7 protein-coding genes are annotated in these 14,353 nt (G+C 26.5%); all 7 read right to left on the bottom strand.

Annotated elements, in window-relative coordinates:
• Positions 1–466 precede the first annotated feature (466 nt).
• The 7 genes from addA to wecB all read right to left on the bottom strand — a co-directional run bounded on the left by addA (position 467) and on the right by wecB (position 14,025).
• Positions 467–4,222 carry a helicase-exonuclease AddAB subunit AddA gene (gene addA, locus GFJ41_RS06010; protein ID WP_170074903.1) on the bottom strand — a complete coding sequence of 1,252 codons (3,756 nt, stop codon included), beginning with the start codon at positions 4,220–4,222 and terminating at the stop codon, positions 467–469.
• Positions 4,222–7,668, bottom strand: coding sequence for a helicase-exonuclease AddAB subunit AddB (gene addB / locus GFJ41_RS06005; RefSeq protein WP_035114682.1), 3,447 nt, complete (start codon positions 7,666–7,668; stop codon positions 4,222–4,224). The genes addA and addB overlap by 1 nt, the downstream gene beginning before the upstream one ends.
• The gene (locus tag GFJ41_RS06000) at positions 7,658–8,419 is read right to left on the bottom strand and encodes a PD-(D/E)XK nuclease family protein (protein WP_024619984.1); all 762 of its coding nucleotides are present in this window, start codon (positions 8,417–8,419) and stop codon (positions 7,658–7,660) included. The genes addB and GFJ41_RS06000 overlap by 11 nt, the downstream gene beginning before the upstream one ends.
• Positions 8,412–10,622: an ATP-dependent helicase gene (locus GFJ41_RS05995; protein ID WP_170074902.1), complete on the bottom strand. Its 2,211-nt coding sequence runs from the start codon at positions 10,620–10,622 to the stop codon at positions 8,412–8,414. Before GFJ41_RS05995 ends, GFJ41_RS06000 begins: the two co-directional genes overlap by 8 nt.
• A gap of 11 nt (positions 10,623–10,633) precedes the next feature.
• Positions 10,634–12,535: a hypothetical protein gene (locus GFJ41_RS05990; RefSeq protein ID WP_170074901.1), complete on the bottom strand. Its 1,902-nt coding sequence runs from the start codon at positions 12,533–12,535 to the stop codon at positions 10,634–10,636.
• 120 nt (positions 12,536–12,655) lie between these two features.
• Positions 12,656–12,838 carry a hypothetical protein gene (locus GFJ41_RS05985; protein WP_035114690.1) on the bottom strand — a complete coding sequence of 61 codons (183 nt, stop codon included), beginning with the start codon at positions 12,836–12,838 and terminating at the stop codon, positions 12,656–12,658.
• Positions 12,839–12,912: 74 nt separating this feature from the next.
• The gene (gene wecB / locus GFJ41_RS05980; protein WP_306343044.1) at positions 12,913–14,025 is read right to left on the bottom strand and encodes a non-hydrolyzing UDP-N-acetylglucosamine 2-epimerase; all 1,113 of its coding nucleotides are present in this window, start codon (positions 14,023–14,025) and stop codon (positions 12,913–12,915) included.
• Positions 14,026–14,353: the final 328 nt, after the last annotated feature.

Below are 14,353 nucleotides of genomic sequence, written 5' to 3'. Positions count from 1 at the left end.
AATAAAAAAAACTTAATAACTATGAATAATAATCAAATGGTTGTTAATAATTAAAATATGATCGGAAAATAAATAATTTTTATCCCCCCATTATCACCTATACCCCCCTTGTATAGGTGATTTTTTTACGCTTATTAAAATTATGATTACTAAAAATCTATGGATAACTTATGAAACTTAGTTATATCAATCCTATATTTTTTGAGCGTAAAAAAGATTTTTGAGCAACGTACGAAGTCGTTTGAGTAACGAGACACGAGTTTATCGAGTGGACGTTGACGACATGAAATTTGAGCGACATGAAGTGTTTAGCAGACGTAGTCGCTCAAGCGAAGCAAATTTTTTATTTTTTTCTGTATATAAATCTTAAATTTGTAAATAATTATAGTATACGAAAAATATAATTTTATATCTCTCCCCTAATAAAAAAGTGCGATGGTTTTATAAAACCATCGCACCTTTTTTATTAATCAAACTTATATAAAACTTCTTCCTCAGTTCCAAATAAGTATATATATGCTTCTTTAACTTTCTTGCCTGTTAATGTACTCAACGCCCTACTGTATATTTCAAGCTGTTTAGTATATTTTTCTGTAATAGTATCTTTATTTTCTTCATTTACAAAGTCAGTTTTATAATCTACTATAACAAGTTCATCATTTTCTTCAAAATAAGCATCTATTATCCCTCTTACCATAAGTTTATCTTCATTTTCTATAATTTCTACTCTATCATCATTTTTGAATATATCACTCATGTTTATTTGTAAATAGAAAGCTTGTTCTCTTTTTAAATAATAAGAATTTAACATTCTCTTTCCTAAATTAGATTTAAAAAACTTTAATACTTTATATGGATTTATAGTATCTGCCTGAGTTTGTGTTAATACTTTCTTTTTTACAGCTAAATTAATTTCTTCATTAATTTCATTTAAATTGCTCACTTTAGTTAAATCAACAATTTGCATGAATAAATGCATTATAGTACCTTTTTGAGCTCCAGTTAATTTATTTTTACTTACATCTTCTTGTATAAATAACGGAGTTTTTATTTCAGTTTGATTTTCAATTAATTCTTGAGCACTATAATCAATCTCTGCTTTATTTTCTAATCGTTTTATTTCAGTAACAGATATAGTTCCTGCCCTATTCACAGATTCCATGAATGGATATTTATAATCTAGCTTATATTTAATATCTTCATAGAATTCACTTTCATTTTCGCTCATATCTAAATTAGATAAAATTGTATCTATGCTTTCCTCTTCATCATTAGAAGTCTTTTCTATTAATATATCCGATCTTTCCCATATTCTAGTTTCCCAATTTGATTCATGATTATTTAAGTAATTAGCGTCTAATTCAATTATACTGCGTAGTTCATCTAAGTCTTTATGCTTTATAACTGCAGGCATTATCCAATCTAAAAAGTTCTTTCCTTTTAAAATTTGATATTCTGAAACAGGTCCCTCATTATCTAGATCTTCAGACCATTTTTTTATGCTGCTCTCTATATCTCTTACCGAACCTGTTATGATTAACTTCTCTTTAGGTCGTGTAAATGCAACATATAAAACTCTCATTTCTTCTGATAAGTTTTCCATGTTTATAGTTGTTTTTAATGCTTCTTTCGCTATACTAGGATATGATATTCTTCTCTCATAATCTACTAGCTGAGGGCCAAACCCTAATCTATGGTGATATAGAATGTCTTTTCTAAAATCTTGAGTATTGAAATTTTTACCCATTCCTGCACATATAACTACAGGAAACTCTAGCCCTTTACTCTTATGTATACTCATGATTCTTACTACATTTGCATTTTCTCCTAATGTTTTAGCACTTCCCATATCAGAGTTCGATCTCTTTAATTTCTTTACAAAGTTTATAAAATTGAAAATTCCTTTAAAGCTTGTTGATTCAAATTGCTTAGCTCTTTCAAATAATACTTTTAAATTAGCTTGTCTTTGTGTTCCTGCTGGTAGTGCTCCTACATATGCATAATAACCAGTTTCTATGTATATGTACCATAAAAATTCATCGGTACTCATATAAAGTGATTTATTTTTAAAATTATCTAATCTATCTAAGAAATATTTTATTTTTTTACCTAAATCTCCATCTTTACTACCTGCTATTTGTAAAGTTTCATAAAAACTTTTCTGTCTATCTTCTATTCTTATATCAATTAGCTCTTCTGGTGTAAACCCAAACATAGGTGACTTCAATACTGCAATTAAAGGAATATCTTGCATTGGATTATCAATTATTTGAAGTAATGCTAGTATTGTTTTTATCTCTATAGTATCAAAGTATCCAATACCTGTATCTGCATATGTAGGTATATCCATATTCATTAGCTCTTCAACAAATACAGGTGCCCAACTAGATGTTGCTCTCAATAGTATTACTATATCTTTAAATTCTACATTTCTATATCCATCAATTTTTTTATCATAAACTTTTGTTACCTTCCCATCTTCATTGGGTTTCATTAAGTTTTTGATTATATTTCCTAACATTCTAGCTTCTAATTGTATGTTATCTATTTCTTCTTGTTCTTCCTCATTCTCCTCAGATTCATCTGATTCATTTTTAGCTTTAATATTTTTTTGTATTAAATGTATTTGGGCAGGTCCTCCCACTAACACATTTTCTTCTTCACACTCTTTAAAGCTTGCTCCTAAATTTAATCTTTCTTTTTCGCTATATTCGATTTCACCTATATTTTTACTCATTATATTTTCAAAAATATAGTTCGCACAATCTACAACTTCTTTCCTACTTCTAAAGTTCTTATATAACATTATCTTTCTATTTTTAGTACCTTCTTCTGTATCGTAAGTTGCATATTTTTCTAAAAATATTTCTGGTTTTGCTTGTCTAAATCTGTATATACTTTGTTTTACATCTCCAACCATAAATCGATTTGGATTTTCAATCCTAGCGATAGTACTTAATAAAACTTCTTGAACCAAGTTACTATCTTGATATTCATCTATAAATATCTCTGAGAATTTTTCTACATATATCTTAGCTACATCTGATGGTATTATATTTCCATCTTCATCTTCATCTGTTAATATAGCTAATGCAAAATGCTCTATATCATTAAAATCTATAATTCCTTTTTCTCTTTTCTTTTCTTGATACTTTTCTTCAAACGATATTATAAGGTTTGAAATAGAAGTTACAACTGGATATAAATACTTTATTTCATGACAAATCTGTTCATTACTTTTATAAAAAGTTGATCCTATTATACTCTCTAATGATTTTTTATTTTTATCTCTTATAGATTTAGCATTTTCTCTTGCTCTTTTTATGTAGTCAGGGGTATCTTTTCCTAATCTTTTAACTCCTTTTGCGAAGTTTTCAAATTGCATATTGCTCATAAAGTAATATGTCTTATCCCAACCTTCATTACATGCACTTAATATATTTAATATTTGAGAATACTCTATATTTAATTTTTCCTTATAAGTTTCTAATTCGTCAATTCCATCTACGTATTCAATCGCACTTTTCATACTAGATGCTATTCCATCTATCTCTATTTTTACATTACTTAATATTGATTCTGACCATATTGAATTTGAAAAATCAAAATCATCATTTATATTAAATAATTCAGCTGAATCTTCTAACCATTTTTTAGGGTATGGTGATGCCATTGAGAAGTTATATATAGATAATATTATATCTTGTAAATCTTTATCTCCTCTTTTTTCTGCATAGCTTTCCACTAAATTTAAAAATCCCTTATCTCTTGATTCATAGTATTGTTCAAAAATTTCTTCTATACATTCTTGCTTTAAAAGAGAACATTCTGTTTGATCTCCTATTCTAAAGTTAGGATCTATATTTATTTTATGAAAATTTGATTTTATTACATCTAAACAAAATGAATGTATAGTTGTAATGCTTGCTCTATTTAATAAAACTAATTGATTTTGTAAATGGCTATTTTCAGGATTTTTATCTAATGCCTTAGCTATGGCATCTCCTATACGCTCTCTCATTTCTGAAGCAGCTGCATTTGTAAATGTAACTACTAATAATTTATCTATATCTACTGGCTTTTTAGTATCTGTTATTATCTGTATAATACGTTCAACTAGTACTGCTGTTTTCCCTGAACCTGCAGCAGCTGCTACTAGAAGATTACAATTTCTGCTATCTATTACAGCTTGTTGTTCGTCTGTCCACTTAGGAGAACTCATTATTCAACCTCTCCTCTCATTTTATTAATTATTTCATCTTGGCTTTTTTTGTTTATAATTCTATAACTATTGTCTTTAAATGTACTATCAAATAAACATATAGTTGCAAAACTGCAAAAATCACAAGATGTTGATTCTTTAGTCTTATATGGAGCTATTCCAATATGTCCTTCAAGCATATTTTTGCTTAACTCTTTAATTGTATGTTTTACATATTTTCTAAGTATTGAAAACTCTTCTTCATTTACACCTGATGTGTTTTTTGAAATAGTTCCATCTTTGTTTATAGACGCTGGTATAACTAATGATGTTGCTTTTTCTCCTTCAGGTAATGTATTGTCCATCTTTCTAATTATATTGCTATCCTTTAATACAAGACCTTTCATTTTAAGCTTCTTCAGTATTTCTTCTCTTATACTATCATCTTCTTTATCTTCATTAGATTTAATAATAGGATCATCTATTTTAAAATAAAGTATAGCAGCAGGATTTATATCTCCATCATTATATTTAGCACTTTCTAATATTGCATCTAGATAAACTAATAACTGTAGCTGTAATCCATGATATACATCCGTAAGACTCATATCTTTATTCCCAGATTTGTAATCTACAATTCTTATATATTTTTCTTGCCCATCTTCAAACATATCTACTCTATCTATTTGCCCTATTAAGTTTATCTCTTCTCCATTTTCTAAAATAATTTTAATAGGTGGATATTTACCCTTTCCTCCAAACTCTACTTCATAGTCTGCAGGATCAAATGATCCTTTTTTAATTTGATTACTTATAATAGATATAGCTGAGACAAGCATATTTCTTAATCTATATGCCAAGTACTTATATCTTGCTGAACTTTGTAATATATATCCCGGTATCTTAGCTATTAAATCATCCACTATTATAGTTACTTTTTCTACTATATATTCATCTGTTATCTCTCTCCAGTCTAAATTATCTTTAGATAACTGTTTTGAAAACTTATCTAATATATTATGGACAAATGTTCCAAAATCAGGAGGAGTAAATTCAAATTCTTTTCTTTCTTTTGCTTTTAGCCCATATTGTATAAAATAAGCAAATGGACATTGAGCATATTTTTCTAGCCTAGAAACACTGAATATTTTATTGTCATATAATGCTCTTATTTTTTCACTTTCTATCTGCTTAACTTGATTTGTGTAATTTAAACCTTCTATTATATTTTTTGCTCTAATGTAATAGTCATCATTTTGTATGAAGTATTTGTATGCATCTAACCACACAGAATCTATATATTTTTCTTCTTCAAATTCTTTTATAGCTTTTATAAGTTCATTAAATACAGGTGCTTTAGTAGTTATATTTTCTACTATTTCTTCACTTGAACAATATTTTACATCACTTAAATAGCTTGTATTTTTTATATTTGGAAATATCTTTTTAAGTCTAGACACTATTATCGATGGTCTTAATGTTTTTCCTTCATGATCAGCAATTGGGTATGTAACTGTTAATGAACATTTAGTTGAGGTTAACGCTCTATAAACTAAAAATTGTTCTTCAAATGTTTTAGTTTTACTGTCAATATCAACCTCCACTCCATTATCTCCTAAATTTTTTCTATCATTGTCATTTAATATTCCATCATCTTTTGATATTAGTGGAAAAATTCCATCTGTAGTTCCCATTAAATATAAATGTTTTGTATTTGGGTTTTTCATTCTGTCTACACTACTTACTAAAACCTGATCTAGACTTGGAGGTACTGTTGCTAATTCATACTCATCAAAACCAATACTTATTACTTTTATGAATTTATCTAAGTTTATCGTATCCTCACCCATAATCTCTACTATTTGGTCTAGTATATCAACAACAATCTCCCAAACCTGAGCATACTGATTAGCTAAATCTATCTCATTATTTTCTTTAAATTTATCAATCATTATTTGTATAGTGTTAGGTATATTTATATCTAATAAAAATTCATATATATATTTGCATATATCTTTTGCTTTATTTTTTCCTTTTAGTTTTTCTTGTAATTTAATTATAGGTTTTATTATTAAATCTTTAATCTCATTAACTCTATTTATTATATCTATTTCATAGTCATTCTCATCTTCATTTAATTTATGATATACTCTATAATTCCACTTTTCTTCAAACCATCTTTTACCTTTTATTCCATTTGCTAAAACATAATTTTCTATTAAACTAATATCTTCTATACTTATTCCTAAAAGACCACTTTTTAAATATCTAAACATAGTTTCATAGTTATATCTCCTATTTTGCATTTCTAATGCTGCTATTATCAAAACTATAATAGGATTACTTTTAGCTTCTTTTTTACTATCTATAAAATTAGGTATTTCATATTCATTAAATATAGATTGAACTAAAAAGTCGTATCTATTTAAATCTCTAGTTACTACCGTTATATCTCTATATCTTGCTTTTTTATCTCTAACTAAAAATACTATTTCTTTAGCTATTTGCTCTACTTCTGAGTATAAGTTACTAAACTCTTTTATAGCTATACTTTCTGTCTCCTCTTCATATATTTTATAAGGATATGAATAGTAATTTCTTTCAAGATGTTCTAATTCTTTGTTTCCTTCAAATCTTTTTATTTTGCTTGCATTTAAACTTATTTCAGGCTTAATTCTAACTCCTGATTCTAAGCATAATTTCTTTAATTTCTCTTCTGTAAATTTAGTACGAGAAAAAACATCTGTCTTATTATAAGTCTTAACTAAGTTGTTATCTAATGTCAAAGTTACATTTACTTCTGCAGCTTTATGTAGCAAACTCTTTATTACTCTATATTGATTTGGAGTAAAACCTGTAAATTCATCAATGTAAATTATTGCATTGTCAAAGTAATTACAACTTTCTATCTTATCCGCTAACGATGCTAATAAATCTTGTGAATCTATATAATTTTCATGTAGTATGTTTTCATAATTAGCATATATCTTACTTATATCCTGAAGTTTTAGTTTAAGTGTTTCACTTTGTACTTCTCCAGCTATATTTTCTAAAGATTCATGAGAAATACTATATTGCTTAAGCTCTGATATCATATCAGCTATTGTACCTATAAATCCCGGTTGAGATGCTGCCTTTGAAAATATTTCAAGGTCTTCACTAACCCCTTCTAACGCTTTATAAATCATCATAGATCTACCACTAGCATTTATATTTATATCTGTTAATCCTCCAACCTGAGAAAATACTATGTTACTTAATGTTTTAAAACTAAGTACTCTAGCTCTAAGGTATGGATCTTTTTTTAAATAATTACTTAGTCTTTTTTCACTTTCAAATGTATATTGTTCTGGAACTAGCAGTATTATAGGGGATGTTCCATCATCAAGAACTTGCTTAGAAATTTCTTCTAAACAATATGTTGTTTTCCCACTCCCGCCTCTTCCAAATATAAATCTAAGGCTCATATATTTCTTCCTCCAATGTGCTATAGTTTACAGCTTCATTATTGCATAATTTATTAAACTCACAAAACTTGCAGTGTTTAATATTTTTTATATTTTTTTCTTCATCGTAATTTGTATTTAATATATTTCCTATATAGTTTTCTAATTGTTTTTTATTTATGTTATGTTTTTCATTACTATATTTAATTGTTATAGGCTCATTATAATACTCTGGCTGATAATAACTTAATTTTATATTTTCATAATCTATATCTAAATTATATATTTTACCAATAGTTTCACTTGCTAAAAATAAATAAACTAAAGTTTGAATTCTATTTTCTACATCTTTATATTCTATCTTTCTATTTTCTGTTTTCCAATCCCAGATACTTATACTATCCTTATCTACTACAACTAAATCAAATTTAGCCTGTATTTTAAAATTATTCAAACTATATCTAACCTCATACTCTGGAAGATATAACTTATCATCTTTTATAGGTATCAATCTTTTAATTTTTTCTAACCATATATTGAATTCTTCATTATTTAAAAATTCTATTCCCGTTGGTATATTACTAAAATACCTCTCACATATTAAATGGAAATCTGAACCTAATTTAAGATTTTCATAGTAATCTCTACTTCCTTCATCATCTTGTTTCCAATTTAATTTGTCTACATATTTAAATTTGAATTTTAATGGGCAACTTCTATAAGTATTTATAGAGTTTTGACTAAACAAGAAATTCTCTAATTTTTTATTCAACAATATCACCTCTCTTAACTTTTATAAATCTACCTAAGCTATTAAAATAAAAAGATGGTTTTTGTTGTTGCTTTTTATTTGTTGTATTATCTTTATAACTATGTCCTGATAACATCAACATTTCTTTTGCCCTTGTTATCCCCACATATAATAATCTTATTTTTTCATTTATTATATCTATTTTATGCTTGTACATAAAATCCTTAGGGGCATCACCAGTTACTATTGACTCAACCTCAGATTTTGCTATAGCTACTGGATTTTTATATTTATCTTTTAAATACCATAATTCTCCCTGGAATTTTTGTTTTATATCTGCTGGAAATTTAAATTCTGTTAAATCAAGTAAAAATACAACATCCCATTCCATACCCTTTGACTTATGGTATGTACAAACAGTAATTCCTCCTGGCTTAGGTTCATATCCATTTATTTCATATATTATTTCACTTATGTAATTAAATACTCTATTTCTATCATCTAAAAGTATTTTTGATATATCGTATAAGCTTGTATTTGGATTATCAAGTATTAGGTATCTAACATAAAATGCTATATACTCTACCATAGCCTTTTCTTCATCTGATATTTCTATATTTTCACCAATTATCAATATTAGCTCATCTAATTTTATAGATTCATACTCTATTATATTTTTTAAATATTCTATCCCTTTTTTAAAGGTTAAATATATTTCATCTCTATTATCTATAACAATATCTTCTATAACTGTTTCTGTGTCATATATTATATCTTCACTTTCATATTTTTTTAATTTACATAAAAACTCATCTTTACCTATTTTATTATCAGAATTTATATACACTTTTTCTAAAACATTAATTAATTTTTCTGTACTATCACACTGAGATAAAAAATCAATTATATAACCTATGTTATTTATTATCTTCCTTTTATGTGATGAGTTTGGTCCTAGTTCATCAAACTCTAAGTTATGAGTTTCCAAAACTTGAGCTACTTCCCTTACTTGATTATTAAATGGAACCAATATACCTATACTTTTATCTGGCGTATTAGCTTTTATATACTCTACAAACTTTACAGTTTGTACTATTTCTTTTTCCCATGTTTCATACCATTTTGCATTCAGTAAATATTTATCAGGTTTAGGATTTTCTTTGTATCCCTTACCATCTGGGACTGTTTTTATTTCCATATCTTCTAGCGCACTTTTACACTCTTCTAAATAAAATTCTTTTGTAATTAATTTTACTAGTCTGTTTGATAATTCGATAATGTCTTTAGAACTTCTGTTAGACATATCCATTTTGTAACAACTATCAGCTTCTTCCATAAACTGCTTAAAAAACATTGGATCTGATGATGAGAATGTTCCATTTATACTTTGGTTTACATCTCCAACACGAACTAAATTATTATTATCTTCGGATAATAGTTTTATTATTTTTCCTTGAAGTTCATTTGAGTCCTGACATTCATCTTCAAATATATATGAATATCGCTTTTGAAACTTAATTTTTAAATCTTCATCACTGCTAAGTGCTTTATATGCTAATATCAAAATATCATCATAATCTAATAATCCATTGTTTTTCAACTTTCTTTCATAGTCTTTGTATATAGGTAAAATACATTTTAATATTCCTTTATGCCCATTTAAAATTATATTTTCTAGTTTTTCTGGTGAAATATCCTTGTATTTTAACTCGCTTATAGAGTTTGTAACTAAATCAAAAAAACCTTGGTTCCATGACTCTAAACATCTATTTCTCCATTCTTCATCTCTCTGTTCTTTAACAAAAAAATTAAAAGCTTTTTCTCCTCCGTTATTTTTGAAGTTATTTATACTCTCATTTAATATAATGCTTTTCTTTAAGTCATCAACTATGCTAAATTCATCACTTAACATTACAATTTCGGGCTTTTCTTTTATTATCTTTACTGCCAAACTATGAATAGTCATTACTTCATATGAATTTTTATCATCTATATCCTTTTCATCTAATAATTTTGCTATCCTACCTTTAAAATTATTAACTGCACTATTCATATAAGTAAGTATTAGTATTTTCCCTGGTCTATGCTTGCCTTGACTTATTAATTTCGCAACTAAATTTGTAACTATAAAAGTTTTTCCAGCTCCTGGTACTGCTGGTACCGCCATAGTTCCACCTTCATAATTTATTATAGGTGTTTGATCTTCTCTATAATTTATTTTCATTAAAATCACCTTTATCTATTAACTTTAAAATCACCTTTATCTATTAACTTTAAAATCAATCCATACAAACTTCCTTCTTGTATGTATCCATTTACTGTATATTCACTTTTATATGCATATACTTTTTCAGCATTTAAAAGAAGATTATATATTGTATTGTTTAAATAATACTCTTTATAAAATTCTTCAACATCATCAGTATATATGTTTCCTTCAATAAAAGACTTTTTTAAAACATGTACATTACTTATTTCTTTTTCAGATTTCATACTCCACATGTTACTACCTATATCCAACCAAATTTGTATATCACTTTTCATATTATGAGATATGTAAGTATATGGAGTAGTCAATACAACTAAGTCTTCATCTTTAAAATCTTCTAATTCTAGTAAAGTATAATAATCTTTTATGCTTGATTTTAGTGCCTCTATAAATATTTTTTCCTTTGATTTATTATTATTTATTCCTAATAAAGATATATTCTCTGTAAAATTCTCACTTTCTTGAATTATCTTTTTACAAATCTTCACATTTTCTTTTCCTTTTGGAAGTTCTAATAATTTATCAATATAAAATTTAATTAAAAATTCATAAATATTTACATCATCTAACTTCTTACTTCTTATGTAATTTATTATTTCATTATATTTATCTGAGTCTAATTTTTTACTTAATATTTTTTTAGCTCTAATTTTATTCGTATTTAATAAAAGGCTTATAAAGCTAATATAATCTTCATTATTTAAAAGTTCTTCACATTCATAAAATATACATGAAGCTACCATTAGTGCATGTGCATAAGGATAATCAATTATTCTTTTATCTTGCTTTGTGCTATAAAATCCTATGTTATTTTTTAATAATGTATTTTTTATTTCATACTCTGTAATAGTATTGTTTATTGGTGAAATAATAGCTATATTCTTTGCTCTATAACCCTTGTTAATTAATTCTGCAACTTTATTGCTAGCCTCAATTAGCATCTGACTATATAATTGCATATTTTGATTTAATTCAATATCTTTATTTAATTTAAATAATTCACTTATATTAACTGCACTTGTTTCGCTATTTTTAATAAACTTGCATTTACTAAATAATTTGTCTTTAATATATCTCATATCTACATTATTAAACGCAGCATAGTCTTTCGTCTGATTTATGTACATATATGACTCTTTTACACTGTCTAACAATATATCTATAAAATCAACTTCACTTGCTGTACAGTTTTCTAAACTATCTACTATTAAATAATTCACTCTTCTTCTCAAGTTATTTACATATTCCTCATCTTTTAATAAAAATTCATTATACAAATAAATTGCTATTGAATTATCCATAGTTGAATTTTTTAATAATAAATCTAGGTACTCATTTATTATTCCTTGCATTTGACTGTATGAAAATCTATCCATCTTACTTTGGTTATGTTTAGAGTAATAAATTCTATTACCTATATCATTTAAATCTATTAAACTTTGACATCCCTTATTTATATTAAAGCTAATACTACTTGCAATATTTCTGTTAGATGCAGTTATATCGTTAAAAAATCCCTCTACAGTCCTTTTTTCTTTAACTATTTTATTTAAAATATAATCGCTCAAACTACTATTTATAATAGATGGTTTTACTTTATGATTGATTATATTATTATATTTTTGCTGTATAATTGGCCAAAACTTCACTACTTCTTTTATTAAAAATGAGTTGTATGTTGAAATATTTATTTCTTCACTTACCTTTAAATTTATTAACTTGTTATATTTAAATTTAATTTTGTTGTTTGGTACTAATAATAAAACATTATTTGTTTTATATGACTCTTTATTTGCAAACTCTATATATTTATCCTTAATATCATTAATTTTTCTATCATTTAAAATATCATTTACTATAATATTCATAAACTATCCCTTCCTTTATAAAGTAATTATACCATATAAAAGAACATGCTTTCGGCTATAATCCTGTTATTAAAATTGTCCATATAATGTAATAAGTGTGTAGTTATAACTACACACTTATTACATTATTTTTATCAATGCTATATCTTCATTATTAACTTCAAAGTCTTTTATAACAAAATTATTCATAACTATATTTTCAAACTTATACTTTGAACTATCAAAATCAATATACTGACAATCAAATATCATGTTCTCGTTCAGATAATCTGTATTAATACGCTTTAATACAACTCTATACATAAAATTCCTCCAATTAAACAATTTAGTCTGTACTATAATTATTTATTGGACTTACTATTTTTATTCACTTTTACCTATTTATTCAAGTATTTTTTTATTATGCTATCAACGATGTACTTACTTGCAAGACCATCTCCATATGGATTTGAAGCTTTAGACATTTTTTCATAGCTTTTTTTATCTATTAACAATTCCTTTGCCGTATCATATATATCTTTGGAATTTGTTCCCACTAATTTTAATGTCCCCGCTTCTACTCCTTCAGGTCTTTCCGTTGTATCTCTAAGAACTAAAACTGGCCTTCCAAGAGAGGGGGCTTCTTCTTGTATACCTCCACTATCAGTCATTATTAAATAAGACTTACTCATAAAATTATGAAAATCTATAACGTTTAAAGGCTCTATTAAATGTATTCTCTCATTATCACCTAAAATCTCATCAGCAATAGTTTTAACTTTAGGGTTTAAATGTACAGGATATACTACTTGAACATCATTAAATTCGCTTACAATCTTATTTATGGCTTTAAATATATTTTCTATATTTTTGCCCAAGTTCTCTCTTCTGTGAGCAGTAAGTAGAATCATTCTATCACTTTTAATTTTATCTAATATTTTATTGTTATACCCTTTTTTGATAGTTGTTTTTAAAGCATCTATAGCCGTATTTCCAGTTACATAAATATCATCACTACACTTTCCTTCTTTTATTAAATTTTCTTTTGATGTATTAGTTGGAGTAAAATGCATATCTGCTATAATGCCTGTAACTTGTCTATTTATTTCTTCTGGATATGGAGAATATTTATTATAAGTTCTAAGTCCTGCCTCAACATGACCAACATCACATTTATTGTAAAATGCTGATAAACTAGCAGACAATGTTGTTGTCGTATCTCCATGTACCAAAACTATATCTGGCTTTGATTTTCTTATTAGCTCATCTATACCTTCTAGTGCACTAACTGTTATAGATGTTAGCGTCTGATTGTTTTTCATTAAATTCAAATCAAAATCTGGAGTTATATTAAATATATCTAAAACTTGATCTAACATTTGTCTATGTTGAGCTGTTACACATACAATACTTTCAATTTCTTCTCTGCTCTCGAGTTCTTTTACTAAAGGCGCCATTTTTATAGCCTCTGGCCTCGTTCCAAAAACGGTCATAACCTTAATCTTATTCAAAGCTATCATCTCCTTTAAATTTATTATTCGAATCTTAACTAAGTATAGTTATATCCAAATATAGATATCTTTAAATATATTTTTCCTATTCCCTATATTTTATTTTAATCCCATTTCCTACAAGCGCAATCCTTTTATATTTTCGCACAACAAAAAGTGGTTGATATTTAGTTTGCAGCGAAGTGGTCATTTAAAGCATCTTCTCAGCTTTATGACCCAAGCGCAAACTAAATATCAACCACAATACAATTCACGTAAAATAAAAAAGATTACGCGGCTACGTCCTACTCTCCCAGGCAGCTTCCCACCAAGTACCATCGGCGCTAAA

The sequence above is a fragment of the Paraclostridium dentum genome, assembly GCF_012922555.1.
GTDB classification, from domain to species: Bacteria; Bacillota; Clostridia; order Peptostreptococcales; family Peptostreptococcaceae; genus Paraclostridium; species Paraclostridium dentum.
The sequence above is the reverse complement of the archived record's forward strand: the minus strand, read 5'-3'. Positions and strand labels throughout refer to the sequence as shown.